The sequence below is a fragment of the Lentzea sp. NPDC051213 genome, from assembly GCF_044455585.1.
GTDB lineage: Bacteria > Actinomycetota > Actinomycetes > Mycobacteriales > Pseudonocardiaceae > Lentzea.
This window is the reverse complement of record NZ_JBITEX010000004.1, coordinates 792393-816835: the sequence shown is the minus strand read 5'-3', so window position 1 is coordinate 816835 and position 24443 is coordinate 792393. Positions and strand designations below refer to the sequence as shown.

General features: G+C 68.7%; 23 protein-coding genes and 1 other RNA gene. 18 read left to right on the top strand and 6 right to left on the bottom strand.

Annotated elements, in window-relative coordinates:
• The first annotated feature begins 4 nt into the window (after window positions 1-4).
• From ftsX to ACIA8G_RS22080, 3 genes are all read left to right on the top strand, one after another.
• Entirely contained in the window at window positions 5-907 is a 903-nt protein-coding gene (gene ftsX, locus ACIA8G_RS22090) for a permease-like cell division protein FtsX (RefSeq protein ID WP_396420502.1), read from the top strand.
• A 197-nt stretch (window positions 908-1104) separates the two neighbouring features.
• Window positions 1105-1581, top strand: coding sequence for an SsrA-binding protein SmpB (gene smpB / locus ACIA8G_RS22085; protein ID WP_363765804.1), 477 nt, complete (start codon window positions 1105-1107; stop codon window positions 1579-1581).
• Entirely contained in the window at window positions 1581-2408 is an 828-nt protein-coding gene (locus ACIA8G_RS22080; protein WP_396420501.1) for an amidohydrolase family protein, read from the top strand. Before smpB ends, ACIA8G_RS22080 begins: the two co-directional genes overlap by 1 nt.
• Here ACIA8G_RS22080 and ACIA8G_RS22075 read toward each other — a convergent pair.
• Together ACIA8G_RS22075 and ACIA8G_RS22070 are read right to left on the bottom strand one after the other, a co-directional pair.
• Entirely contained in the window at window positions 2393-3034 is a 642-nt protein-coding gene (locus ACIA8G_RS22075; RefSeq protein ID WP_396420500.1) for a response regulator, read from the bottom strand. The two genes, ACIA8G_RS22080 and ACIA8G_RS22075, sit on opposite strands and share 16 nt — an antisense overlap.
• Window positions 3022-4260 (bottom strand): sensor histidine kinase, encoded by a 1239-nt coding sequence (locus ACIA8G_RS22070; RefSeq protein ID WP_396420499.1) that lies wholly within the window; start codon window positions 4258-4260, stop codon window positions 3022-3024. The genes ACIA8G_RS22075 and ACIA8G_RS22070 overlap by 13 nt, the downstream gene beginning before the upstream one ends.
• Before the next feature lie 122 nt (window positions 4261-4382).
• Here ACIA8G_RS22070 and ssrA point away from each other — a divergent pair.
• Window positions 4383-4760, top strand: a transfer-messenger RNA (tmRNA) gene (gene ssrA / locus ACIA8G_RS22065).
• Window positions 4761-5348: 588 nt separating this feature from the next.
• On the opposite strand, the gene ACIA8G_RS22060 is transcribed toward ssrA, so the two are convergent.
• Window positions 5349-6065 carry a cupin domain-containing protein gene (locus ACIA8G_RS22060; protein WP_396420498.1) on the bottom strand — a complete coding sequence of 239 codons (717 nt, stop codon included), beginning with the start codon at window positions 6063-6065 and terminating at the stop codon, window positions 5349-5351.
• Window positions 6062-7318 (bottom strand): sedoheptulose 7-phosphate cyclase, encoded by a 1257-nt coding sequence (locus ACIA8G_RS22055; protein ID WP_396420497.1) that lies wholly within the window; start codon window positions 7316-7318, stop codon window positions 6062-6064. The genes ACIA8G_RS22060 and ACIA8G_RS22055 overlap by 4 nt, the downstream gene beginning before the upstream one ends.
• A 622-nt stretch (window positions 7319-7940) precedes the next feature.
• On the opposite strand from ACIA8G_RS22055, the gene ACIA8G_RS22050 reads away from it, so the two are divergent.
• The 9 genes from ACIA8G_RS22050 (at window position 7941) to ACIA8G_RS22010 (ending at window position 17727) form a co-directional block, all read left to right on the top strand.
• The gene (locus tag ACIA8G_RS22050) at window positions 7941-8876 is read left to right on the top strand and encodes a VOC family protein (protein ID WP_396420565.1); all 936 of its coding nucleotides are present in this window, start codon (window positions 7941-7943) and stop codon (window positions 8874-8876) included.
• Complete coding sequence (locus ACIA8G_RS22045; protein WP_396420496.1) at window positions 8876-9940, top strand: ketoacyl-ACP synthase III family protein; 1065 nt, start codon at window positions 8876-8878, stop codon at window positions 9938-9940. Before ACIA8G_RS22050 ends, ACIA8G_RS22045 begins: the two co-directional genes overlap by 1 nt.
• Window positions 9937-10923, top strand: a complete 987-nt coding sequence (locus ACIA8G_RS22040; protein WP_396420495.1) for a 3-oxoacyl-ACP synthase III family protein — start codon at window positions 9937-9939, stop codon at window positions 10921-10923. The genes ACIA8G_RS22045 and ACIA8G_RS22040 overlap by 4 nt, the downstream gene beginning before the upstream one ends.
• Before the next feature lie 14 nt (window positions 10924-10937).
• Window positions 10938-11678 (top strand): SDR family NAD(P)-dependent oxidoreductase, encoded by a 741-nt coding sequence (locus ACIA8G_RS22035; RefSeq protein WP_396420494.1) that lies wholly within the window; start codon window positions 10938-10940, stop codon window positions 11676-11678.
• The gene (locus tag ACIA8G_RS22030; RefSeq protein ID WP_396420493.1) at window positions 11675-12466 is read left to right on the top strand and encodes an enoyl-CoA hydratase/isomerase family protein; all 792 of its coding nucleotides are present in this window, start codon (window positions 11675-11677) and stop codon (window positions 12464-12466) included. The genes ACIA8G_RS22035 and ACIA8G_RS22030 overlap by 4 nt, the downstream gene beginning before the upstream one ends.
• A 28-nt stretch (window positions 12467-12494) precedes the next feature.
• Complete coding sequence (locus ACIA8G_RS22025) at window positions 12495-14096, top strand: FAD-binding oxidoreductase (RefSeq protein ID WP_396420492.1); 1602 nt, start codon at window positions 12495-12497, stop codon at window positions 14094-14096.
• A 21-nt stretch (window positions 14097-14117) separates the two neighbouring features.
• Entirely contained in the window at window positions 14118-15266 is a 1149-nt protein-coding gene (locus ACIA8G_RS22020; protein WP_396420491.1) for an acyltransferase family protein, read from the top strand.
• Window positions 15263-16489, top strand: coding sequence for a cytochrome P450 (locus ACIA8G_RS22015; RefSeq protein WP_396420490.1), 1227 nt, complete (start codon window positions 15263-15265; stop codon window positions 16487-16489). Before ACIA8G_RS22020 ends, ACIA8G_RS22015 begins: the two co-directional genes overlap by 4 nt.
• An 83-nt stretch (window positions 16490-16572) precedes the next feature.
• Window positions 16573-17727 (top strand): MFS transporter, encoded by a 1155-nt coding sequence (locus ACIA8G_RS22010; RefSeq protein ID WP_396420489.1) that lies wholly within the window; start codon window positions 16573-16575, stop codon window positions 17725-17727.
• 27 nt (window positions 17728-17754) lie between these two features.
• Here the strand turns inward: ACIA8G_RS22010 and ACIA8G_RS22005 are convergent, their stop codons facing one another.
• A complete protein-coding gene (locus ACIA8G_RS22005; RefSeq protein ID WP_396420488.1) occupies window positions 17755-18522 on the bottom strand; it encodes an SDR family oxidoreductase in 768 nt (255 codons plus the stop codon).
• 82 nt (window positions 18523-18604) lie between these two features.
• On the opposite strand from ACIA8G_RS22005, the gene ACIA8G_RS22000 reads away from it, so the two are divergent.
• Window positions 18605-19228: a TetR/AcrR family transcriptional regulator gene (locus ACIA8G_RS22000; protein ID WP_396420487.1), complete on the top strand. Its 624-nt coding sequence runs from the start codon at window positions 18605-18607 to the stop codon at window positions 19226-19228.
• A 46-nt stretch (window positions 19229-19274) separates the two neighbouring features.
• On the opposite strand, the gene ACIA8G_RS21995 is transcribed toward ACIA8G_RS22000, so the two are convergent.
• Window positions 19275-20192 carry a saccharopine dehydrogenase gene (locus tag ACIA8G_RS21995; protein WP_396420486.1) on the bottom strand — a complete coding sequence of 306 codons (918 nt, stop codon included), beginning with the start codon at window positions 20190-20192 and terminating at the stop codon, window positions 19275-19277.
• A gap of 71 nt (window positions 20193-20263) precedes the next feature.
• On the opposite strand from ACIA8G_RS21995, the gene ACIA8G_RS21990 reads away from it, so the two are divergent.
• From ACIA8G_RS21990 to menC, 4 genes are read left to right on the top strand one after another with little or no spacing between them, the layout of a single operon-like run.
• Window positions 20264-21190, top strand: a complete 927-nt coding sequence (locus tag ACIA8G_RS21990) for a helix-turn-helix domain-containing protein (RefSeq protein ID WP_396420485.1) — start codon at window positions 20264-20266, stop codon at window positions 21188-21190.
• A gap of 28 nt (window positions 21191-21218) precedes the next feature.
• Window positions 21219-22631, top strand: coding sequence for an amino acid permease (locus ACIA8G_RS21985; protein WP_396420484.1), 1413 nt, complete (start codon window positions 21219-21221; stop codon window positions 22629-22631).
• Entirely contained in the window at window positions 22609-23331 is a 723-nt protein-coding gene (locus ACIA8G_RS21980; protein ID WP_396420483.1) for a hypothetical protein, read from the top strand. The genes ACIA8G_RS21985 and ACIA8G_RS21980 overlap by 23 nt, the downstream gene beginning before the upstream one ends.
• Entirely contained in the window at window positions 23328-24431 is a 1104-nt protein-coding gene (gene menC, locus ACIA8G_RS21975; protein WP_396420482.1) for an o-succinylbenzoate synthase, read from the top strand. Before ACIA8G_RS21980 ends, menC begins: the two co-directional genes overlap by 4 nt.
• Window positions 24432-24443 lie beyond the last annotated feature (12 nt).

Here is a 24443-nt window from a genome sequence, read left to right as displayed (position 1 = left end):
CCCGATGCGTACCAGCTTCGTGTTCAGCGAGGTCGTCACCGGACTTCGCCGGAACGTCACGATGACGATCGCGATGATCCTCACGACCGCCATCTCGCTCGCGCTGCTCGGTGGTGGTCTGCTCGTCGTCCGCATGGTCGACAAGATGCAGGCCAACTACGCGGGCAAGCTCGAGGTCTCGGTGCTGCTGACCAACGACGTCAGCGCCAACGACAAGGACTGCACCCAGCAGCCGTGCGCCGGCCTGCGGTCCCAGCTGGAGCAGACCTCCGGCGTCGAGACCGTGGTGTTCCAGAACCGCGACGAGGGCTTCGAGCGCTTCAAGCGGATCTTCGAGGCACAGCCGGAGCTGCTCAAGCTCGCGAGGCCCGAGGCGATCCCGGCGACATTCCGCGTCAAGCTGGAGGACCCGGAGCGCACCGACGTCATCAAGCAGGCCTTCGAAGGCAAGCCGGGCGTCAAGGGCGTCGACGACCAGGGCAAGTTCCTCGACAGGTTCTTCGAGGGGCTCAACGGCCTGCGTGACGTCGTCCTGATCCTCGCGCTCATCCAGGCGTTCGCCGCGTTGCTGCTGATCTCGAACACCATCCAGGTGTCGGCGTTCACCCGCCGCGTCGAGGTCGGCATCATGCGCCTGGTCGGCGCGACCCGGTGGTACACGCAGCTGCCGTTCCTCATCGAGGCGGTCGTCGCGGGCATCATCGGTGCCGTTTCCGCGGTGGGTCTGCTGGTGCTGGGCAAGGCGTTCTTCATCGACCGGATCACCAGGAACCTGACCGAGTCGGGCATCATCCCGCCGGTCGGCTACCTCGACATCCTGATCGTGTCGCCGTGGCTGTTCCTCACCGCGATCGTGATCGCGGCCACGACCGGCTACGTCACGCTGCGTCTCTACGTGCGCCTCTAGGCACTGCTTTACGGGTCCGTGTCCGCGATAGCCGAGGCTGAGGCGGCCCCTGGCGGCACGGGCGGCCGACCCACGTACAACACCGGTACGCAGGTCGGCCGCCCGCACCACCAGGAACCACCTCAGCCGCGACTCTCATCGAACGAGACCCATAAAGCAGTGCCTTGCGGTTTTACCGACCACGTAGAGTTGTCGCCATGGTCAAGGAACGCGGGCAGAAGGTCATCGCGTCGAACCGCAAGGCTCGGCACGACTGGACCATTCTGGACACCTACGAGGCCGGCATTCAGCTCGTCGGCACCGAGGTGAAGAGCCTGCGCATGGGACGGGCGTCCCTCGTGGACGCCTTCGCCCAGGTCGACGACGGTGAGATCTGGTTGCACGCGCTGCACATTCCGGAGTACGTCGCGGGGACGTGGACGAACCACGAGGTCCGGCGCAAGCGGAAGCTCTTGCTGCACAAGGCGGAGATCGAGCGGTTGATCGGCAAGACCAAGGAGTCCGGTCTGTCGCTCGTGCCGCTGCAGATGTACTTCAAGGACGGCTACGTCAAGGTCGAGATCGCCCTCGCGAAGGGCAAGAAGGCCTACGACAAGCGCCAGGACATCGCCAAGCGCGACGCGAACCGCGAGATCGCCAAGGCGCACGGCCGGGCTCTGAAGGGCCGCTACTGATGGCAGTGGTGGACATCCACGTCCACTTCATGCCGCAGAACGTCCTGGACAAGGTCTGGGGCTACTTCGACCGGATCCGCGCGGCCGGGGTCGACTGGTTCATCCAGTACCGCACTGACGAGAACGCCCGGCTCACCGCACTGCGGGAGCTGGGCGTCGTCGCGTTCGCACCGCTGGTCTACCCGCACCGGCCAGGTATGGCGGAGTGGCTGAACGAGTGGGCCGCCGACTTCGCTCTCCGCGTGTCCGAGGCGGTGCCGACGGGCACGTTCTACGCGGAACCGGGTGCTGAGGCGTACGTGCGCAAGGCGTTGGAGGCCGGTGCACGGTGCTTCAAGTCGCACGTCCAGGTCGGCGGCTACGACCCGCGTGACGACCTGCTGGACGGGGTCTGGGGTCAGCTGGCCGAGGCCGGGGTGCCGGTGGTCGCGCACTGCGGTGACGGGCCGCAGCCCGGTGCGTTCACCGGGCTCGGCATCTTCGAAGAGGTGCTCGCCCGGCATCCGAGGCTCACCGCGGTCATCGCGCACGCCGGGATGCCTGACTACCTGGGCGCACTGGACCTCGTCGAGCGCTACCCGAACGTGCACATCGACACCACGATGGTGGGTGTCCCGTTCAGCGAGCGGATGGCGGCGCTGCCGCCGGACTGGCGTTCCCGGATCGCGGGGCTCGCGGACCGGGTCGTGCTGGGCAGCGACTTCCCGAACATCCCGTACCCGTACGAGGTGCAGCTCGACGCGATCCGGTCGTGGGGCCTGGACGCCGCCGCTGAGCAGGCGATCCTGCACGACAACGGCGTCCGCCTGCTTCAGCTGTCCAGGTAGGCCAGCACGGCGCGCACGCGGCGGTGCTCCGAGTTGCTGGGCTCCAGGCCGAGCTTGGCGAAGATGTTGCCGACGTGCTTTTCCACGGCGCCGTCGGACACCACGAGCGTCGCGGCGATGGCCGTGTTGGACAGTCCCTGCGCCATCAGCCCGAGCACCTCGCGTTCGCGGGGCGTCAACGAGTCGACGGGGCTCTTCTTGCTGCGCACCATGAGCTGGGTGATCACCTCGTGGTCGATGCTCGTGCCGCCGTCGGCGACCCGCCGCACCGCGTCGACGAACTCGGACACGTCCGCCACCCTCTCCTTGAGCAGGTAGCCGACGCCGCTGGCACCGCCCGCGAGGAGCTCCACGGCGTAGCGCTCCTCCACGTACTGCGACAGCACCAGCACGGGCAGGCCGGGGAAGCGCCGGCGGGCCTCGATGGCCGCCCGCAGGCCCTCGTCGGTGAATGTCGGCGGCATCCGCACGTCCACCACGCACAGGTCCGGCTTGTGCTCGATGACGGCGTCCAGCAGCAGATCGCCGTTTTCCACGGCGGCAACGGTCTCGATGCCCGCATCCGCCAGCAACCGCTGCACGCCCTCCCTCAGCAGCACTGAGTCCTCAGCGATCACCACGCGCACGGCAACTCCGCTCGAATCACGGTCGGCCCACCAACGGGGCTGACGACGACAACCACACCGTCGATCGTGGCAGCCCGGTCCGCCAGGCCGGCGAGACCGCCACCCGGCTTCACCTCGGCGCCGCCCTGACCGTTGTCGGTGACCTCGACCAGCACCCCGGTGTCGACCCGGTTGACCTTGACGGTCGCCCTGGTCGCGTTGGAGTGCTTGGTGATGTTCGTGAGCGCCTCGCCGACGGTGAAGTACGCGGCGCTCTCCACCGCTGTCGGTGGTCGCGGTTCCACGTCGACGTGCAGCTGGACCTCGATCGGAACCCGCGCGGCCAGCGCGGACAGCGCCGCGTCCAGGCCGCGGTCACCGAGCACGGACGGGTAGATGCCCCGCGCCAGGTCGCGCAGTTCCTTGATGGCCAGCTTCGCGTCCGCGTGCGCCTCGGCGATGAGCTCCGCGGCCCCCGCCGGATCGGAGTCCATTTTGGACTTCGCCCGGCCGAGCCCCATGGCCACCGCCACCAGCCGCTGCTGCGCGCCGTCGTGCAGATCGCGCTCGATGCGCCGGCGCTCCGCCTCGGCCGCCTCGACGCCGCGAGCCCGGCTCGACGACAGCCGCTCCGCCTCGATCGCCAGCGTGTCGGCCCGCGTCGGACCGAGCATGCCGCGGGCGAACCTGCCGTGCACCGTGCCCAGCCACCTCGTCCCGAGCAGCGCGAACGGGATGAGCGCCAGCCCGATCGCCGACACCGGCAGCGCCGAGACGAACGAGTCGATGGTCCACGTGTCGCCGACGATCACCGCGAACGGCGCGTCGACGATCCAGAACGGCACGGCGATGAACGCGGCCACGACCGACCACATCGTGATGACGGCCGCGAACTCCGCGATGCCCACCGGCAGCAGCAGGCACAGGTAGCCGAAGTCACGCCAGGTCGCGGGGTCGGTGAACTGGTGTTTCCACCGCTGCCACCGCGTGCCTGCCGGCTTCTCGCGATACGGCCTGGGGATGTCCGTGCGCAACGCCACCCTGACCCACGCCCGCTCCATCGACGCGCCACCCCGGATGACGTTCATCGCGAGCCACAGGATCGGCAGACCGACCCAGATGATGGACGTCGCCAGGCCGACGACGGTGAGCACGAAAGCGAGGGTGAACCAGAAGATGCCGGTCACCAGGTTGGACAGCAGGTAGAACCCGGCTGCGAGCGCGTTCGGTTTCCTCATGCCGTCCATGGTGTCGTTCCTGCTGGTCAGGGACCATCTGGCCAGCTAGCCAGCTGGAGGTGGGGACAGCCCTACCGTGCCTCGGGAAGAAGTCGTTGGCCCCGGTCGTTATGCTAGGCGTACCACTACAAGGGGGTGAACGGTTTCGACTGTGGACGTTGATTCAGGGGAAGCGTGTCGGTGCAGGCGAGAGACCACCGTTAAGCGTCATCGCAAACCAATAAGCGCCACGTCTAACGACAAGCGCACCGCGTACGCTCTCGCTGCCTGACAGCGGAGCTAGCGGTTGTCGGCCTAGGAGTGCCTTCGGCCTAGTTCCCGGCATCAGCTAGAGGGCTTACCAGCAGTCACGGTCGCGGTGACTGCCCGGGAAACTCACAGCGACTGGGCCCGTCACACCTGCTCGTTCGCGTGACAGGTGGGGTCAAGTAGAGGCATAGCGGACTGCGCACGGAGAAGCCCTGATGAGCCGCCATAGGACCCGGGTTCGATTCCCGGCACCTCCACTCGTGGGTGATGCTTGCTCGTGGATGCTTTGCTTCCACTCGCCGTCACTCGTTCCGGGTGTTTTCTGGGGGCCGAGCCCCCAGACCCCCAGCCGGGGGCACGCCCCCGGACCCCCCGCCCGCCTCGTTGCTTCGCAACTTGGCGGGCGTTCATCTTGGGGGCATTGGGGGGCACGGGGGCACGTGTGTGTGTGTGTGTGTGTGTGTGTGTGTGTGTGGGTCAGTTCTGAGGTGTCAGTTCTGGGATTCTTGGGGGTAGGCGGCGGCTTACTTCGGCTGGCAGGGCTCGGATTGTCAGGGCTTCTGCGCCCTCTGGGCCCGCTTGCAGGACGCCTGTTGTGCCGTGTGGGAGCAGGAGGCAGTCGCCTTTGGCTGCCTGGTGGTCCTCGTGGTGGATCGTGCCTGCCAGGACGATCACTGCCTCTTCTACGCCGTGGGCCGGGTTCAGGGGCAGGGTCGTGCCTGGGGGCAGGTGCCAGTGTTCGATGCTCTCGCATTCGCTGAAGAGCATTCCGCGGCGTACCAGGGACTGCCAGGTGGCTTGTTGGCCGGCTAGTTGTGTTGTGCCGCCTGCTGCTGTGGTGGAGATGATCATGGAGTCACCGACAGGGTTGTGACCAGCAGGCGTAGGTCGTTGGTGGCGGTGAAGTCTGTTGTTGTTGCGGAGGGGAGTAGCACGCACGTTCCTGGTGACACCTGTACGCCTGTGCTGGTCGTGCCTGTTCCGGCGTAGACGTAGATCGCCAGCTCGGCGGTGAGTTGGCCCAGGGTGGTCGCGGTGCCTGCTTGGACGTCCACCACCTCTACTCGCTTCAGCGGGCCGCTGAAGACGCCTGTCGTGTCCACGTGTTTGTCGGCGAACAGGTCGAACAGCACTGCCTTGCTCACTGGAGCCCCTCCGTGTGTTGGGCGTTGGCCGGCCAGGACGCTCCTGGTGGGTGGCGCCAACGTCTCGATTACCAGCCAGTCCAGGTCGGTGGTTCCGGTGTTGCGGAGGCCGTGGACGTTGCCCACGCCGGTCAGGGCCAGGGTGCCTGGTTCGACCGGGTGGGCTTCGCCGTTGAGCAGGAACTCACCAGAGCCGGTCAGGATGAGGTAGATCTCCTCCGTCCTGCTGTGCAGATGCTCGCCGCTCATGCCTCCCGGCGGGATCGACGCCCACTCGACCGCCTCGCTGGGCGACTGCAGCTGACGCCTGCCCGCGAAGCACGTCCACCTCGTCACGCCGGCTGCGCCGTGCACGCCGTGGACCTCGGCGGACTGGGCTGTGGTGCCCACGGTCGGTCCCTGTTCCAGCGTGGTCGTCATCGGGTGGCCTCCGCGGCCAGGGCCGACGCGGCTTCGATCAGTTCGGCTTCGCTGACGTTGTTGACGAACACGGCCGCGCCGATGCCGATGGGCAGGGGGAGTCGCTGCTGGCCGTCGCGGTGACGGACGGTGTCCTGCAGGGCCGGGACCAGGACCTCCGGCGTCAGCAGCTCGTGCCAGGTGGGCAGGTTGAGCCTTTCCATCAGGCGCAGGATTCGGCGTTGCTGCGTGATGTCGACCAGGCCGCGGCGCTGGGCCAGCACGGTTGTCAGGGCCATGTCTACCGCGACTGCCTCGCCGTGGAGCAACGCGGGCAGGGCGTGCATCTCGACCGTCGGGCTGAAGGTGTGGCCGTAGTCCACCACGCGCTCCAGCACTTCCTCCCAGAGGTTGGGCTGCAGTTCCTCCAGCATGCCGCTGATGGCGCGTTCCAGGACCTCGGTCGCCGGCTCGAGGTCCTGGTGGCCGAGTGAGAGCCGGTGCTCGACCGTGGTCTGGCCGAGCACGTCGTCCGCGGCTCCTGCCGACCGTTGCAGCTTGCCGGTCAGCAACGTCTCGGCGTGCTCCTCGAGCAGCTCGAACAGCGCGACGTCCTTGATCAGGCCGATCTTGAGGATCTCGGCCAGGCCGTTGCTGATGTGCCGGGTGTCCAGAGTGGTCAGGAACGTCCGGTCGAGCAGCGTGCGGGCGGCGGGGAAGTAGCTGCCGAGCCGGTTCTTGTGCCCGTTGTTGTTCAGGCCGGTCTTCACCCCGACGCCCGCGTCCACGAGGCCGATGAGCGTGGTGGGGACACGGATGTACGGCGTCGCTCTGCGGTACGCGCTGCAGACGAAGCCGACCATGTCCATCAGCACGCCGCCGCCGATCGCGATCACCGGTTCACGTCTGCGGTCGATGCCGAACTCGTCGAGTGTGTCCACGACGCGCAGCGCGTTCGAGAGGTCCTTGGCCGTCTCGCCGCTGTCGAGCGTGCAGATCCGGTGGATCACGCCGTGGTGGTCGAGGTACTTCCTGATCCGCCGGCCGTACAACTCGTCGACGACGGCGTCGATCACGACGACCCTGCGCGGGCTGCCGGTGCCGGGGACCACGTCTTCCAGAAGCGTCGTGTTGTCGAGGGCGAACAGGTCGTCGCTCACCCTGATCTCGTAGCTGACGGGCTTCGTCGCCCTGACTGCCCAGTGCGTGACGGGGTTTCCGAGCGTCACAAGACCGTCCGCGGTCTCCACCGTGTCAAGTTCGTGCTGCTGCACCGAAGTTTCCTCTCGCTGTTCCTGTGCGTGCGCGATCCATCAACGCGAGGAATGGGAAGGAAGGCTGCGACGGAAACGGAACGGCGTCCTGTCGGCGGCTACGTCACCACTAATACACGACCGGATCGCCGTCAGGCGCACTCTCCCGGAGATGGTGAGCTACGGCACATCGCATTCGAACGGTGCTGGTCCCGTCATTGCCTCGGTTCCCGAGGGAAATAGTTGAACGTTGAATAGCGCTGTGTTGCGGTCAGGTTTCCGCTAAAGCACGCAAGTCTCAACAATGGGTGATCGCACCGCTACCTGTCGTCATAATGCCTGTACAGACGGTGTTGAGCAGGCAGTTAAAAGCAGGGTTGCACGACAAACGTAATGGTCGTTATAGTAGCCGTGCTGGCTATCAGCGCTTGGGGGAAGACTGGCGCGCGTTCTGGGGTTGAATGGCGCGCCGGCTACAGGGGACATCTGTCACGTCATCGGCGACGTGGTCATCTACCGCATTTCTTGAACGGCATCACGGACGGGTGATGCCGTGAGTTGCTTTGCGCTAAAAGGCGGATATGACATCCGGGGGGATGAGTGTGCAACCGTGAGAGCAGTAGACGCACATCTTGAATCTGTGATGAATGTGCCCACGGCCAGGGCGGTGGATCACGTGGCCTGGACGGTCGCGGACCTCGATGAGGCGGTCGCGTTCGTCGAGGGCGTTCTGGGCGGTGGGCTGTGCTACCGGCAGGGGCCGATCGAGCACCCCGGCAGCGACTGGATGGCCCGCAAGCTGGGGGTTCATCCGAGGGCCAGTGCCGACATCGCACTGCTGCGGTTCGGCCCGGTCACCAACCTCGAGCTGTTCGGCTATCGGGCGCCTGACCAGAGCACGACCCCGCCGCGTCCCTGGGACGTGGGGGCGCACCACCTGGTGCTGCGGGCCACCGGTGACGCCGCGGCCGCCGTGCGCGCCTGGGCGGGCACGAGCGACTTCGAGACGCTGGTGGAGACCCCGCTGGGCCGGGTGGAACTGCGGGACTCGCCCGACCTGTTCTGCTACACCGTGGCGGACCTCGCTGCCTCGGTGAAGTTCTTCGTGTCCGTGCTCGGTGCGGAACTGGTGTCGCGCAACGACTTCCGCCGCTGTGCGGAGGACGGGCCCGCGCTGGTGTCCACAGTGGATCCGGAGGGCCAGGTCGCTCGCGCGGTGCTGCGGCTCGGGCCCGTCGCTCACGTCGAACTGGTCGAGCACCGGGTCGAGGGGATGCGCACTACGCCCCCGCGCAACAGCGATGTCGGCGGGCACCACCTCGCGTTCTACGCCGAGGACGTCGACGCCGCGGCGCGGTACCTGGCCGAGGTGCCGGGAGTGGAAGTGATGGGCACGCCGGAGACCGTTCCCGACGGTCCCATCGCCGGCGACCGCTGGGTCTACTTCCGGACTCCCATCGGGATCCAGATGGAAGTCCTGAACATGCCGGACGGATCCCTCCCTTACGAACGCACGACGCAACACCGCCGCGCGACCGTGCGCGACTGGTTCCCGTCTCCCACCACTGAGGACAGCTGATGCAGTGGAACGACATCTACATCTCCGGTGTGGGCGCCTTCCTGCCCAAGACGGTCTCGGTCGAGGACGCCATCGCCGAGGGCCGTTACGACGAGGAGAGCGCCTCCTACACCGACCACGTCTCCGTCACCGTCGCCGCACCTGAGGACAACGTGGCCGACATGGCGGTGGCGGCGGCACGTCAGGCGGCGGCCAGGGCCGGTGCCGGTCCGGCCGACGTCGACGCGGTCTTCTACTCGGTGGTCTTCCACGCGGGCATCGACGTCTGGAACGCGGCCTCCTACATCCAGCAGGGAGTCTCGCAGGCCGGCAGCTTCGCGGCCGAGGTCCGCGCGGGCTCCAACGGCGGGATGGTGGCGCTGGAGGTCGCGGCCTCCTACCTCGTGGCACACCCGGACGCGCAGACCGCCGTGCTCACCGCGGGCGACCTGTGGTCAGAGCCGTACTTCGACCGCTGGCGTGCCGACCGCATCCTCTACGGCGACGGTGCGGCCGCTGTCGCGCTTTCCCGGCAGGGCGGCTTCGCGCGGCTGGTGTCGCTGGCGAACGCGACCGACCCGTCGCTGGAGGCGATGCACCGCGGCAAGCTGCCGTGGGGACCGGCCCAGTTCAGCGCCGAGCAGCCCATCGACCTGCACCGCAGGCACGAGGAGTTCCTCGAGACCGTGGCGGACAAGGACGTGGTCTGGCAACGGGTGCAGGCCGGCGCCAGGAGCGTGGCCGACCAGGCGCTGCAGGAGGCGAACGTCTCCCTCGCCGACATCGACCACATCGTGGTGCCGCACTTCGGCCGCAACCTCATCACCAAGCAGTGCCTGGAACCCATGGGCGGCGCGGACCTGGAGCGCACCACGTTCCAGTTCGCGCGGCAGGTCGGTCACCTCGGCCCCGGTGACCAGTTCGCCGGCCTCAACCACCTGTCCGAGACGGGTGCGCTGACTCCCGGCCAGCGCGTGTTCGTGTTCGGCGTCGGCGGTGGCTTCAGCTGGTCCGGCGCGGTGATCGAAGTCCTGGAACCCCAGCAGTGGGGCGCGGGCCACGACCTGACGAGGAGAGAGCCATGACCGCGGTGGGGATTCTCGGCATCGGGGCGCACGTGCCCGACGAGGTGGTTCTCAACGAGCAGATCAGCCAGTGGACCGGCGCGTCGCCGGAGTGGGTGATCGAGCGGACGGGGATCGAGACCCGGCGCTACGCCCGCAAGGGAACGCTCACCTCGGATCTCGCGCAGGCGGCCGTGGAGGACCTCTTCGGCGACGATCCCGCATTGCGCGAGCGGGTCGACCTGATCGTGCTGGCAACGTCGACGCCCGATCAGCCGCAACCGGCGACGGCGGCGATCCTGCAGCACAAGCTCGGCCTGACCGCGGTCCCGTCGTTCGACGTCAACGCCGTGTGCTCGGGGTTCGTCTACGCCCTGGCCACCGCGGAGGCGATGCTGACCGGCTCGATGGGCGCCCGCACCGGTGTCGTGGTCGGAGCCGACATCTACTCCAGCATCATGAACCGGTCCGACCGCAAGACGGTGAGCCTGTTCGGCGATGGTGCCGGGGCGGTGCTGCTCGGGCCGGTCCCCGACGGGTACGGCATTCGCGCCACCCGCCTCGCGACCCACGGCGACTACCGGGAACTGGTGGAGGTCGTCGCCGGCGGAACGCGGGAACGCGTCACGCAGGCCGCGGTCGACGCTCGCCGCGATCGGTTCGCAATGGACGGACGAGGGGTGCGGGAGTACGCGCTTCGCGCTGTTCCCAAGGTGATCGACGAGACGCTGGCCGCGGCAGGGCTGTCGGTCGGCGACATCGACCGGGTGATCATGCACCAGGGCAACCCCAAACTGGTCGCGTCGCTGGCGGCCGAGGTCGGCGTGCCGATGGACCGCGTGCCGCTGACCGCCGTCGAGTACGGCAACACCGGTGCCGCCTCCATCCCGATCACCATGCACCGCGCCGCCGCGCAACGCCCGTTCGAGCGCGGGGAACGCGTGCTGCTCGCCGCCGTCGGTGGCGGCATGACCGCAGGCGCGTCCGTTCTCATCTGGCACTGAAGGGGAGAAGCGCCATGCGCCTCAAAGGAAAGGTCGCCATCGTCACGGGCGGCACGAAGGGGCTCGGCCGGGCCATCGCGACGCGCTTTCTCGACGAGGGCGCGAGCGTGCTGTGCGCGGCCCGGTCACCGCACGACATCGACCTGCTCGTCGGCGAGATGCCGGACCGGGTGGCGTTCCACCCGGTGGACGTCACGGATCCGGCGAGCGTCGACCGCCTGGTGGAGGCGGCCGTCGAGCGGTTCGGCGGGCTGGACGTGTTCGTGGCCAACGCGGGTGTCAACCGCGACGGCAAGGTCGAGCGGCTGGCCGCCGCCGACTGGACGGCGATGGTGGACACCAATCTCAACGGTGTCTTCTACAGCACCCAGGCCGCGGCGAGGCACATGGCCGCGAACGGCAGCGGCCGGATCATCACCGTCTCGTCCTGCATGTCGTCGCGGGTCGCGATCGGCGCGGCCGGGTACGCGGCGACGAAGGCCGCGGTGGAGATGTTCACCAAGACCGCCGCGATCGAGCTGGGGCGCAAGGGAGTTCAGGTGAACTGCCTCGCACCGGGCGTGCTCGACGGCGGTATGGGCGAGGAACTGGCCGGCAACAAGAAGGCCTGGGACGCCTACAGCCCGCGCTTCTCACTGGGCAGGGCCGGCCGGTTGAGCGAGGCCGCGGACGGCGCGCTCTTCCTTGCCAGCGACGAGAGTTCCTACATCAACGGGCACGTGCTCGAGGTCAACGGGGGTTTGCTGTGGGCGTGACGGCGGAGCGGCTGCTCGCGGTGCGGCTGGAGGTGGCCGACGGGATCGGCGTGATCCGCCTGGATCGCCGTCCTGTCAACGCACTGGACGTCGAGGCACAGGCGGACCTGCATCGCGCGGCCGTCGAGGCGGCCACTCGGGCGGATGTCGAAGCCGTTGTCCTGCACGGAGGTGAAGACAAGTTCTCGGCGGGCGCGGACATCCGGGAGATGGCCGGCATGAGCCACTCCGAGATGCTCGTCCACTCCGAGCGGCTGCAGGCCGCGTTCACCGCCGTCGCGGACATTCCCAAGCCGGTCGTGGCCGCCATCAACGGTTTCGCGCTCGGCGGTGGCTGCGAGCTCGCCCTGACCGCGGACCACCGGGTCTGCGGGCGGGACACCAGGATCGGCCTGCCGGAGATCCAGCTCGGCGTGATCCCCGGTGCGGGTGGCACGCAGCGGCTGGCGCGGCTCGTGGGCACCGGCCGGGCCAAGAACCTGATCTTCACCGGCCGCGCCCTCGGCGCGGAGGAGGCCCTGGACATCGGACTGGTCGACGAGGTCCTCCCCGCCGAGGACGTGCTGCCCGCGGCCACGGTGTGGGCGCGGCAGTTCGTCGGCGGGCCCGCGCTGGCGTTGCGCGCGGCCAAGCAGGCGATCGACCTCGGCGCGGGCACCGACCTGCGCTCCGGGCTGCAGATCGAACGGGCGCTGTTCGCCGGCCTCTTCGGCACGCAGGACCGCGCCGCCGGCATGACCACATTCGTCACCAGCGGGCCGGGCAAGGCCTCCTTCACCGGCCGCTGAGCATTCACCATCAGGGGGAAAGAACCACATGACAACAACAGGGTTATCGCGCCGGCGCCTCTTCGCGGGCTCCGCCGCACTGGGGACGGCAGCTCTCGTCGGCACGCGCAGCGCCAGTGCCGACACGGAGGCCTTGGACAGCGCGTACATCACCGTGACGCCCGGCAGCCCGCAGTACTCGGACCTGGTGCGGGGCACCAACCTCCGGTTCACCGGCACGCCCGACACCGTCCACCTGGTCTCCAACACCGCTCAGGTGGTCGCCGCGGTCCAGGCGGCCGTGCGGGCGGGCAAGCGCCTCGCGGTGCGCAGTGGCGGGCACTGCTACGAGAACTTCGTCGCCGACCAGGCCGTGAAGGCCGTCATCGACCTCTCCCCGATGCGTTCGGTGAAGTTCGACCCGGCTCGCAAGGCGTTCGCGGTGGAAGCGGGTGCCACGCTCGGCGAGATCTACGACGCGCTCTACAAGGGCTGGGGCGTCACGATTCCCGCGGGCGCGTGCCCGACCGTCGGCGTCGGCGGGCACATCACCGGCGGTGGCTACGGCGCGCTGTCCAGGATGTTCGGGCTGTCGGTGGACTACCTCGAGGCCATCGAGATCGTGGTGGTCGACGCGGCCGGCACGGCGCGGTCGGTGGTCGCCACGTGCGCGCCGACCGACCCCAACCGCGACCTGTGGTGGGCGCACACCGGTGGCGGTGGCGGCAACTTCGGCGTGGTCACCAAGTTCTGGTTCCGCACGCCGGGCGCCGTCTCGGCCGATCCGGCCAAGCAGCTGCCGCGTCCGCCGTCGGAACTGCTGATCAGCAACGTGTCCTGGGCCTGGAGCAGCCTCAACGCGACCTCGTTCGCCCGGCTGATGTCGAACTTCGGCCGGTGGTACGAGCTCAACAGCTCGCCGACCTCGCCGTACACCAGGCTCTTCAGCGAGCTGAAGCCCGCGCACGTGGCCGCGGGCGCGGTCAGCCTGACGACCCAGGTGGACGGCACGGTGTCCAACGCGGACAAGCTGCTGGACGACTACCTCAACGCGATCAACGCGGGCGTCGGCTTCCCGTTCGCGGTGGCCGAGCGCCGCCGGATCCCGTGGCTGCACGCCACCAAGTGGTCGGGGTTCACCGGACCCGACCCGACACTCCGGTTCAAGGGCAAACCCGCGTACCAGCGCAAGAACTTCACGCCGACGCAGATCTCGGCGATGTACAAGCACCTGACCCGCACCGACTACAGCAACCCCGCCGCGTTGCTGCTCATCAGCGGCTACGGCGGCGCGGTCTCCAGCGTGTCCCCGACGGCGACCGCGGTCGCCCAGCGCGACTCGATCCTGAAGGTGCAGACGGCCGCGCTGTGGACCAACGGTGACGACGACGCGCGTCACCTCGCCTGGGTCCGGGAGATCTTCCGGGACATCTACGCCGACACCGGGGGAGTGCCGGTGCCCAACGAGGTCAACGACGGCATGTTCATCAACTACGCCGACGTCGACCCGGCCGATCCGGTGCTCAACCAGTCCGGCGTGGACTGGACCTACCTGTACTTCAAGGACAACTACCGCCGGCTGCAGCAGGTGAAGGCGCGCTGGGACCCGCGCGACACCTTCCGCCACGCCCTGTCCGTCCGTCTCCCCTAGCCGACACCCGGAGGTGTGATCGTGTTTGACGCACTGGTGGCCAGAGGCGTGGTCCACAAGGGAGCGCGCCTGCCATCGCTGACCGGAATGCGGTTCATCGCCGCTGTGCTCGTGTTCTTCCACCACGTCATCTGGCTGAACGTGTTCTCCGACCCCGGCACCGCCGAGGTCTACCGCAAGTACTTCATCAACGCGGGCCACGTGGGGGTGTCGTTCTTCTTCGTGCTGAGCGGGTTCATCCTCACCGTGTCGGCACGGGACAACGACGGTCTCGGGCGGTTCTACCGGCGCCGGTTCTTCAAGATCTACCCCAACCACCTGGTCACGTTCTTCCTGGCGTTGTTCGTGATCGCCGGGGCGGGCTCGACCGGGCTCCTGGCCAACCTGTTCCTGGTGCAGGCGTGGGTGCCGGACTACGGCGTGATCTTCAGCGTCGACCCGCCGAGCTGGTCGCTGTCCTGCGAGGTGCTGTTCTACCTCGCGTTCCCGTTCCTGCTGCGGTTGATCAGGAAGATCGACCCGGACCACCTGTGGTACTGGGTGGGCGGTGTGCTGGTCGCGATCGTCGGGGTCGCCGTGGTGGTCGGCGCCGTGGTGCCGGGCACGCCGATCATGCCGGACGGGCAACCCGTGAGCATGACCCAGTTCTGGCTCGTCTACGTGCTGCCTCCGGTGCGGGCGCTGGACTTCCTGCTGGGCATGCTGATCGGTCTGCTGGTGCTCAACGGCAAATGGGTCGGTCTTCGGCTCGCTCCGGCGGCCGTCCTGTTCGTGGTCGTGTACGTCCTCTCGCCAGAGGTGCCGTACCTGTTCGGCCTGAACGCGGTCACGATCGTCCCGATCGCGCTGCTCGTGCCCGCGGCGGCGCTGGCCGACGTGAACGGCCAGAAGTCGTGGCTGCGGGGGAGAACCGCGGTGTTCCTCGGTGAGGTGTCGTTCGCCTTCTACCTGGTGCACGTGCTGGTCATGATCGGCGCGCGGCCGCTTTTCGGTGCCACGTCGCTGTTCTCCGGCCCGGTGGCGTTCCTGGTGATCGTGGCGAACCTGATCGCGACGGTGGCGGCGGCCTGGCTGCTCTACACGGTCGTGGAGAAGCCGGCGATGCGCCTGTTCAGCTCGCCGCGCAAGCAGGCCATCACACCCGTTCCGGCCCTGCAAGGAGAGAAATGACAGCGCAGCACACGGCGCCGAAGGTCCTGCGGACCGAGGGACTCGCCAACCCCTACACCGCTTTCGCGGCCATGCGCGAGGAGCAGGCCGTCCACCGGGTCGAGACACCGGACGGTGCCGAGATCTGGTTCATCACCCGCTACGCCGAGGCCCGTGCGGCCATGTCGGACCCGCGGCTGAGCAAGTCTCCCGCCAGCGTCGGCGCACGGTGGGCGGCCGTCGCGGCCCAGCCGACCGACGGCGAGGACATGGCGCTCGTGCGGCACCTGCTCAACCTCGATCCGCCGGACCACACCCGGCTGCGGAAGCTGGTGCTGAAGGCGTTCACATCACGGCGGATGGAGGCGATCCGCGGGCGCATCCAGGCCATCACCGACGGCCTGCTCGACGACGTCGCCGCGGTGGACGGCCCGGTCGACCTGCTGGCCGAGTTCGCGTTCCAGTTGCCCATCACGGTGATCTGCGAACTGCTGGGCATCCCGCTGGACGAACGCGACACGTTCCAGCGGTGGTCCAACACGCTCTCCACGCTGGTGGCCGACGAGGAAGGGCAGCAACGCGTCGTCGTCGCGGCCAAGGAACTCTCCGAGTACCTGCGGCTGCTGGTCGCCCGCAAGGAACGTGAGCCGGACGACGACCTGCTCACGGCGTGGATCGAGGCCAGGGACGACGACCAGCGGTTGTCCCAGGACGAGCTGACGTCCATGGCGTTCCTGCTGCTGGTCGGCGGGCACGAGACGACCGTGCACCTGATCTCCAACGCGGTGCTGGCGTTGCTGACCCACCCCGGCCAGCTCGCGGCCGTGCGCGCCGATCCCGGCCTCGTGCCCGGCGTGATCGAGGAGGTGCTGCGCTGGGAGGGTTCCGTCGCGGCGGGCACCTGGCGGTACGCGCTGGAGCCCATCGACGACTACGGCGGTGACCCGATTCCTGAGGGTGCACCGGTCCTCGTGTCGCTGGCCGCCGCCGACCGGGATCCGGAGAAGTACGAGAACCCCGACGAACTGGACGTCACCCGCGACGCCCAGGGCCACCTCGCTTTCGGGCACGGGCCGCACTACTGCATCGGTGCGGCGCTGGCGCGGATGGAAGGTCAGATCGCGATCGGGAGCCTGCTCGCCCGGTTCACCGACCTGCGGCTGGCCGTGCCGGCGGAGGAGCTGCGCTGGCGCGAGGGCCTGCTCATCCGCGGCGTCCACACCCTGCCGGTCGTCGCCGGATAACCGCGAGCGTCACGGCACGAGCGGCGGTGCACCAGGTGCACCGCCGCATCGTCGTGCGCTCTGTCTGGAAAGGACACTCCGTCATGGCTTTTCCCCTTGTCGCGCTTGTGCTCGCCGTCTTCAGCCTCGGCACGGCCGAATCCATCATCGCGGGCCTGCTGCCGGTGCTGTCGGCCGATCTGCAGGTGTCGGTCCCGCAGGCCGGTCTGCTGGTCACCGCGTACGCGCTCACCGTGGTCTTCGCCGGGCCGGTCCTGACGCTGGTGACGAGCCGCGTCCCCCGCAAGCCCCTGCTGATCGGCCTCACGGCGTTGTTCGCGGCCGGCAACGTGCTCGCCGCGCTCGCGCCGGACTACCGCGTCCTGCTGGTGGCGCGGGTGTTGTCGGCGCTCACCCACTGCACGCTGTTCGCACTCGCGTTGATCATGGCGACCTCGCTGGTGCCGAAGGAGCAGTCCGGTTCGGCGGTGGCCAAGGTGCTCATCGGCGTGAACCTCGCGACTGTTCTCGGTGTGCCGCTCGGTGTTCTCATCGCCGACCGGCTGGACTGGCGCGCGACCTTCTGGTGCGTCGCGGTGCTGAGCGCGGTGGCCACGCTGGCGGCGGTGCTGACCGTCAAGGACGTGCCGGCCGGGGGAAGCGCGGCGTCGGAGCTGCGGGTGCTCGGCGACCGCAGGGTGCAGGCGGCGCTGGTCGTCACCGGACTGGGCATGGCGGGGGCGTTCACCGCCTTCACCTACCTGACCCCGTTGTTCACCGAGGTGACAGGACTGGACGCCAACGCGATCAGCCTCATGCTGGTGATCTTCGGCATCGGGTCGTGCGTCGGCGGCTGGGTCGGGGGCAAGCTCGCGGACCGCGCCCTGATGCCCGCCACCACGGCGGTGCTGGGCGTGCTCGTGCTGGTGTTGCTCGTGTTCGCCGGCGTGGCGTCGTCCGCCTGGCTCAGCGGAGTCCTGGTGTTCACGTTCGGTGTGGTCTTCTTCGCGCTGAACCCGTTGATGGGGGCCAGGATCATCGGCCTGGCGTCCACCGGGGCCCCGACGCTCGCCATCGCGGTGAGCGTCTCGTCGGTGCAGATCGCCATCGCCTTCGGCGGGTGGTTCGGCGGTTGGGTGATCGACGCCGGGTTCGGGACGCGGGCCGTCGTCATCGCCGGGGCGGTCGTGACCGCGCTCGGCGGTGTGTTGAGCTACCGGGAACTGCACAAGCACAAGAAGACCCTCGTGAGCAGCTGACTGCTCACGAGGGTCGCGTGGTGCCGATCAGAGGAAGGCGCCACCGGTGGCGTCGAGGAACGACGCGGTGATCCACCGCGCGTCCTCGGACGCCAGGAACGTCACGACGTCACCGATGTCCTCCGGCTGGCCGACCCGGCCGAGCGCCGCGGACGAGGACACCGAGGCGATCGCCTCGTCGTTGCCCCGCAGCCAGCCCGCGTTGACGTCGGTGTCGATCACGCCGGGTGCCACCGAGTTCACGGTGATGCCCCGCTCGCCGAGCGGCTTGGCCAGCGTGCGGGTGAACGTGTCGAGCGCACCCTTGGTCAGCGCGTAGGCGATGCCGTCCGGGAACGCGACCCTGGTCACGCCAGAGGAGATGTTGATGATCCGGCCACCGTCGCGCAGCAGCGGCAGCGCCCGCTGCGTGATGAAGAACGGAGCACGCACGTTGACCGCGAACACCCGGTCGAAGCCCGCCTGGTCGACGTTCTCGATGGGAGCCGGGAGCCCGATGCCCGCGTTGTTCACCAGGATGTCGAGGGCGTTCTCGGCGCCGAGCTCGGCCAGGCCGGACTCGATGCCGTCGAACAGCAGGTCGACATCGCCGTCCACCCCCAGCTCCGAGCGCACGGCGAACGCCTTGCCCCCGGACTTCGTGATGGTCGCGACGACCTCCTTGGCGGCGGCGTCGTCCTGGGCGTAGTGCACGACGACGAGCGCCCCGTCCCGGCCCAGACGTTCCGCGATGGCCCGCCCGATCCCCCTGCTCGCGCCCGTGACCAGCGCGGTCTTACCGGTGAGGTCTGCCACTGGAGTTCCTCCACAAATTCTGTAACGACCCTTACAGATAAGACCATAGCACAAAACTTAACGAGCGTTCTAGAATTGGGTGGTGGCAGCGACGCGAGGACGACGAAGGGCCTTCGACCAGGACGAAGTGCTCGAACAGGTCACGCTCGCCTTCTGGCGGAGCGGGTACGACTCGACCTCCATGTCCGATCTGACCCGCATCACCGGGGTCAACCCGCCGAGCATGTACGCGGCCTTCGGGGACAAGCGCGCACTGTTCGGCCAGGTGGTCGGCTACTACCAGCGCACCTACGGCGCGTTCACGGTCAGAGCCCTGGACGAGGAGCCGACGGCACGCCGAGCGATCGAGCGGATGCTCGCCGAGGCGGCCGTGTCCTACACGGACTCGTCGCATCCCCAGGGCTGCTTGGTGATCAGCGCGGCGAGCAACCCGACCGCGGTGTCCAGTGACGTCGTCGCCCAGCTCAGGGAGCTGCGCGAGGCCGGCCGCGACGCCATCGAGGCCAAGATCCGGCACGACGTCGACGAGGGCGTGCTCCCGTCCACCGTGGATGCCCACGGCCTGGCCGTGTTCTTCGCCGCGACGATCCAGGGCATGTCCGGTCAGGCGCGCGACGGCGCCTCGACCACCGATCTCGAGCGGGTCGCCGAGCTCGCCATGCACGCGTGGCCGGAGAGTTCGGACGCGCGGCAGGTCGCGGTCTGAGGCCGACTGTCGTGGTTTGAAGCGCGTGGCGGCCTGAACGGCGAGGTCACGCTGGTGTTCTGAGGTGCCCGGAGAGGGCGTCCAGGAAGTCGCGGGCGTCGAACATCGCGCCGGCCGAGGCAACGCCGGTGATCTTCGAACGGCCGGTGAGCAGGCGTTCGACAGCCTCGACGGCCAGAGGCGCGCTCACGGCGTAGATGTCACGGCCGGAGACGGTCATCCGGCGTTCCTCGCCGCCCCGGCGCACGCGGACGTCCACCTCGAACGTTTCGGGCTCCTGCCGTTCGGCGGCAGTGTTGAGGCCCTGTGCCGCGGTGGCCGACATGTACGAGGTCACCGACGGGATGTTGAGGTGGCTGGGGACCGTGACGATGTCCGCCATCGAGAACTCGCCGATCACCTCGCGCGGGCCGCTGGGGAACTCCCAGGCCGAGGTCGGTGGGGTGTCGGAGTGGTACTGCAGCTCGCCGTCGCGGAAGCGAACGCGCCGGCCGTCCCGCCGCTCGCGGGAGATAGCGCCTGCGGTGAGCGTGCCCGGGCTCGGCTGCCAGCCGCTCAGGCCGTACGCGATGTGGGCCTCGTCGGCTGAGGTCCAGTCGCCCATCGCGGCGGTGACCATGAGGTCGGCCAGGCCGCCGAAGAACGCCATCGCGGGCACGACCGGGATCGTGGCACCGCGGGCGAACGTGTCGGCGTTCGCCTCGATCTCGGCGGCCACGTCGACGTAGGGGATGCCGGCGCGTTCGGCCGCGGAGATCAGCGGTCCCGCCGTCACCGCGAACGGGCCCGCGGTGTTGATCACCGCGGCGGCGTTCCCCAGTGCCCGGTCGAGCGCGCCGGGATCGTCGGCCGTGGCCTGGGCGCGACCGGACGGGAGTGGTTCGAAGCCGCGCTTTTCCAGCTCCGCCAACACAAAGCGTCCGGTGAGGCCGGAGGCGCCGTAGACCGCGATCTGGTGTCCCATGTGGACCATTCAAGTGCCGGGAGTGAGAACGGGCTAGTGTCTGGAACGACATGATGCGTACAGTTTCGGACATGCTCGCGTTCGCTGTGACCGGCGGGATGCTGCACTTCGAGCTGACCGCGACCTACGAGATCTTCACCGCGCCGCAGATGGACTACCGCGTGGTCATCTGCGGCGACGGTCCGGTGCGCGTCGGCAGGTTCACGCTGGAGCCGGATCTGCCCCTCGACCAGCTCACCCGTGCGGACACGGTGATCGTCCCCGCCATCGCGGACCTGGACGAACCGATCGACGCGGGTCTCGTGGCGGCGGTCAGGGCGGCCCACGACGAGGGTGCGCGGATCGTCTCGCTGTGCACGGGAGCGTTCGTGCTGGCGGAGGCCGGGCTGCTCGACGGGCTCAGGGCGACGACGCACTGGGCCCACACCGACGTGCTGGCGCAGCGGTATCCGCTGGTCGAGGTCGACCCGGACGTGCTTTACGTCGACAACGGCCGGGTGCTCACGTCGGCGGGCAAGGCGGCGGCGATCGACCTGAGCCTGCATCTCATCCGCAGTGATCACGGCGTGGCGACGGCCAACACCGCGGCACGGCGGCTGGTCGTGCCGCCGCATCGCGACGGTGGGCAGGCGCAGTTCGTGCTCGCGCCGGTGCCGTCCGACGAGGGGCACCCGCTGACCGAGCTGTTCGGCTGGGCGTCGACACGTCTCGGCCAGACACTCTCCGTCGAGGACCTGGCCCGCCAGGCGAACATGAGCTCGCGCCACCTCAACCGCCTCTTCAAGGCCGTGACAGGAACCACTCCGTTGCAGTGGCTGCACACCCAGCGCATCCGCAGGGCGCAGGAGCTGCTGGAGATGACGGACGACAGCGTGGACCTGATCGCCGAGGCGTCGGGCATGGGTACGGCCACGACGTTGCGCAGGCACTTCCACCGGACGGTCGGTGTGCCGCCGGACACGTACCGCCGCACGTTCCGCCCGGTTGGTGGCGGATAGGTACGGGCGCGGGGTTTAAGTTGACCTGATGAGCAACGAACAGCGCATCGGGGCGCGGGTGTTGCGGCGCAAGCCGATCGACCAGCTGACTCATCCCGGTAGCGGCATGCACCGCACTCTCGGCGTCGGCCACCTCACCATGATCAGCATCGGTGCCACCCTCGGCACGGGCATCTTCGTGGTGCTGGGCGAGGCGGTGCCGCTGGCGGGTCCGGCGATCGTGCTGTCGTTCGTGCTGGCGGGCATCACCGCGTTGTTCTCCGCGTTGTCCTACGCCGAGCTCGCGGGCCTCATCCCGGCGTCGGGTTCCTCGTACTCCTACACCTACGCCACGCTCGGCGAGATCGTCGCGTGGGTCTGCGGCTGGTGCCTCGTGCTGGAGTACGGCGTCTCGGTCGCGGCCGTCGCGGTCGGGTGGGGGCAGTACGTCAACGAGCTGCTGCACCTGGTCACCGGGCTGCGGATCCCGGACGCGTTCAGCCAGCCGCCCGGTGCCGGCGGGATCATCAACATCCCGGCCGTGCTGGTCGTGGTCATCTCGATGCTGGTGCTGCTCGGCGGCGCCAAGGGCAGTGCGCGCACCAACACGATCCTGGTCTACGTGAAGATCGGCGCGCTGCTGATGTTCTGCGCGGTCGCGTTCACCGCGCTCAAGGCAGGCAACCTGCAGCCGCTGTTCCCGCTCGGCCTGGCCGGCATGAGCGCCGGCGCGGCCACGCTCTTCTTCTCCTACATCGGGTTCGACGCCGCGTCGACCGCCGGTGAGGAGGCCAAGAACCCGCAGCGCGACCTGCCGCGCGCGATCATCATCTCGCTGGTCGTGATCACCGCGCTGTACTGCGCGGTCGCGCTGGCCGCCGTCGGAGCCATGCCGTGGCAGACGTTCGAGGGCACCGAGGCGGCGCTCAGCCGGGTGCTCACCGACAACGTCAGCGGCTCGATCTGGCCGATCCTGCTGTCCATCGGCGCGGTCGTGGCGACCACGTCCGTGGTGCTGACCGTCCTCTACGGACAGACGCGCATCCTGTACGCCATGTCGCGCGACGGGTTGGTGCCGTCGGTCTTCGCGAGGCTCAGCCCGAAGACCGGTGTGCCTTTCGTGAACACGGTCGTCGTCGGCCTGTTCATCGCCGTGCTCGCGGCGCTGGTGCCGTTGGGTGCGCTGGCCGACGCGACGAGCATCGGCACGTTGTTCGCGTTCGGGCTGGTCAACATCGCGGTGATCATCCTGCGGCGCACCGAGCCGGACCGCAAACGCAGCTTCCGGGTGCCGTTCTCGCCGGTCACGCCGATCCTGGGGCTCGCGTTCTGCCTCTACATGATGTTCAGCCTCGGCCTCGACACGTGGATCGCGTTCCTCGCGTGGATGGCGCTCGGGTTCATCATCTACTTCGGTTACAGCGTAAGGAAGGCGCGCCTTGCGGTTCCAGCTGATCGGTGACGTTCCCGGCATCGCCGGCGTCGCCAGGTACTACGCGAGGGTGTGGGACACGACCGAGGACGTCCTGTCGTCGGAGACGTTGCACTGCATCCGGCACGCGGGCGGCGCGACGATCGGGGCGTTCGACGGTGAGGAGCTCGTCGGCGCCACGACCGGGCTCTTCTGCCCGGACGGCTCGGTGTACTCGATGATCGCGGCGGCTCGTCCCGGTGTCGGGCATCCGTTGAAGCTCGCGCAGAAGGACTGGGCGGTCGGGCTCGGCGCTCGCTCCATGCGGTGGACGTACGACCCGCTGGTGTCCCGCAACGCGCGGTTCAACCTGGTGAAGCTCGGCGCGGTCGTCACCGAGTACACAGTGGACTTCTACGGGCCGATGCGCGACGGCGTGAACGACGGCGACGAGAGCGACCGGCTGACCGTGCGGTGGGATCTCACCGGGTCCCGTGAGGCGCACGAGTCGGAGCCGGCCGGTGAGGTCACGGCGAACGCGCCGGACGGGGAACCGCTGGCGCGCACGGACGGCGAGCGGATCTGGTGCCGGGTGCCGCGCGACGTCGTGCAGGTGCGCAAGGAGTCCCCGGGACTGGCTCTGGAGTGGCGCAAGGCGGTGCGCGGCGTGTTCGTCGACGCCTTCGACCGGGGTTATGTGGCGACGTCGATGTCGCGCGAGGGCTGGTACGAGTTGGAGCGGCAGAAGTGAAGATCGAACGGGTAGAGCTGCTGCACGTCGCGATTCCGCTGGTCTCGCCGTTCCGCACGTCGTTCGGCACGATGACGACCAAGGACACGTTCCTGCTGCGGGTGGTGACGGACGCCGCGGAGGGCTGGTCGGAGTTCGCGGCAGACCCGGAACCGCTGTACTGCTCGGAGTTCGTCGGTGCCGCGGAACTGGTGCTGGCCGATCACCTGGTGCCGCGGGTGACGCCTGAGATCACGGCCGCGGAAGTGGCGCCCAGGACGCACGCGATCAAGGGGCACAAGCTCGCGAAGGCCGCGCTGGAGACCGCGATCCTGGACGCCGAGCTGCGGTCGTACGGGATGTCGATCGGCACGTTCCTCGGTGCCACGGCCGAGCGCGTTCCCGCCGGGGTCTCGGTCGGCATCAAGAACTCGATCCCCGAGTTGCTCGGCGACGTCGAGGGCTACCTCGCCGAGGGCTACGCCCGGATCAAGCTCAAGATCGAACCGGGCTGGGACGTCGAGCCGGTGCGCGCGGTGCGGGACCGGTTCGGCGACATCCTGCTGCAGGTCGACGCGAACACCGCGTACACGCTCGCCGACGCGGACCACCTGCGCCGGCTCGACGAGTTCGGCCTGCTGCTGATGGAACAACCGCTGGAAGAGGACGACATCCGCGGGCACGCCCTGCTGGCACAACGGATCAGCACGCCGATCTGCCTGGACGAGTCGATCACCTCGGCCAAGGACGCGGCCACCGCGATCGCGCTGGACGCGTGCCGGGTGATCAACGTCAAGCCCGCACGGGTCGGCGGCTACCTGGAGGCGCGCCGGATCCACGACGTCGCGGTGGCGCACGGGATTCCCGTGTGGTGCGGCGGCATGCTGGAGACCGGCATCGGGCGCGGCCCGAACCTCGCGCTGGCCGCGCTGCCCGGTTTCGTGCTGCCCGGCGACGTCTCGGCGTCGCGCCGGTACTTCGCGGAGGACCTCACCGAACCGTTCGAGCTGAAGGACGGGTTCATGCACGTCCCCACCGGGCCCGGTATCGGCGTCGACCCGATCCAGGAGACGGTGCGGCGCTTCACCACCGCGACGCGGGTGCTCTACGAAATGCCATGAGGGTGACCTTCA

What these genes read in the sequence shown, in the direction of transcription:
- ftsX (WP_396420502.1), top strand. Translation starts at nt 5, where the DNA reads ATGCGTACCAGCTTCGTGTTCAGCGAGGTCGTCACCGGACTTCGCCGG.
- smpB (WP_363765804.1), top strand. Translation starts at nt 1,105, where the DNA reads ATGGTCAAGGAACGCGGGCAGAAGGTCATCGCGTCGAACCGCAAGGCT.
- ACIA8G_RS22080 (WP_396420501.1), top strand. Translation starts at nt 1,581, where the DNA reads ATGGCAGTGGTGGACATCCACGTCCACTTCATGCCGCAGAACGTCCTG.
- ACIA8G_RS22070 (WP_396420499.1), bottom strand. Translation starts at nt 4,260, where the DNA reads ATGGACGGCATGAGGAAACCGAACGCGCTCGCAGCCGGGTTCTACCTG.
- ACIA8G_RS22060 (WP_396420498.1), bottom strand. Translation starts at nt 6,065, where the DNA reads ATGACGACCACGCTGGAACAGGGACCGACCGTGGGCACCACAGCCCAG.
- ACIA8G_RS22050 (WP_396420565.1), top strand. Translation starts at nt 7,941, where the DNA reads ATGAATGTGCCCACGGCCAGGGCGGTGGATCACGTGGCCTGGACGGTC.
- ACIA8G_RS22045 (WP_396420496.1), top strand. Translation starts at nt 8,876, where the DNA reads ATGCAGTGGAACGACATCTACATCTCCGGTGTGGGCGCCTTCCTGCCC.
- ACIA8G_RS22040 (WP_396420495.1), top strand. Translation starts at nt 9,937, where the DNA reads ATGACCGCGGTGGGGATTCTCGGCATCGGGGCGCACGTGCCCGACGAG.
- ACIA8G_RS22035 (WP_396420494.1), top strand. Translation starts at nt 10,938, where the DNA reads ATGCGCCTCAAAGGAAAGGTCGCCATCGTCACGGGCGGCACGAAGGGG.
- ACIA8G_RS22025 (WP_396420492.1), top strand. Translation starts at nt 12,495, where the DNA reads ATGACAACAACAGGGTTATCGCGCCGGCGCCTCTTCGCGGGCTCCGCC.
- ACIA8G_RS22015 (WP_396420490.1), top strand. Translation starts at nt 15,263, where the DNA reads ATGACAGCGCAGCACACGGCGCCGAAGGTCCTGCGGACCGAGGGACTC.
- ACIA8G_RS22010 (WP_396420489.1), top strand. Translation starts at nt 16,573, where the DNA reads ATGGCTTTTCCCCTTGTCGCGCTTGTGCTCGCCGTCTTCAGCCTCGGC.
- ACIA8G_RS21995 (WP_396420486.1), bottom strand. Translation starts at nt 20,192, where the DNA reads ATGGGACACCAGATCGCGGTCTACGGCGCCTCCGGCCTCACCGGACGC.
- ACIA8G_RS21990 (WP_396420485.1), top strand. Translation starts at nt 20,264, where the DNA reads ATGCTCGCGTTCGCTGTGACCGGCGGGATGCTGCACTTCGAGCTGACC.
- ACIA8G_RS21985 (WP_396420484.1), top strand. Translation starts at nt 21,219, where the DNA reads ATGAGCAACGAACAGCGCATCGGGGCGCGGGTGTTGCGGCGCAAGCCG.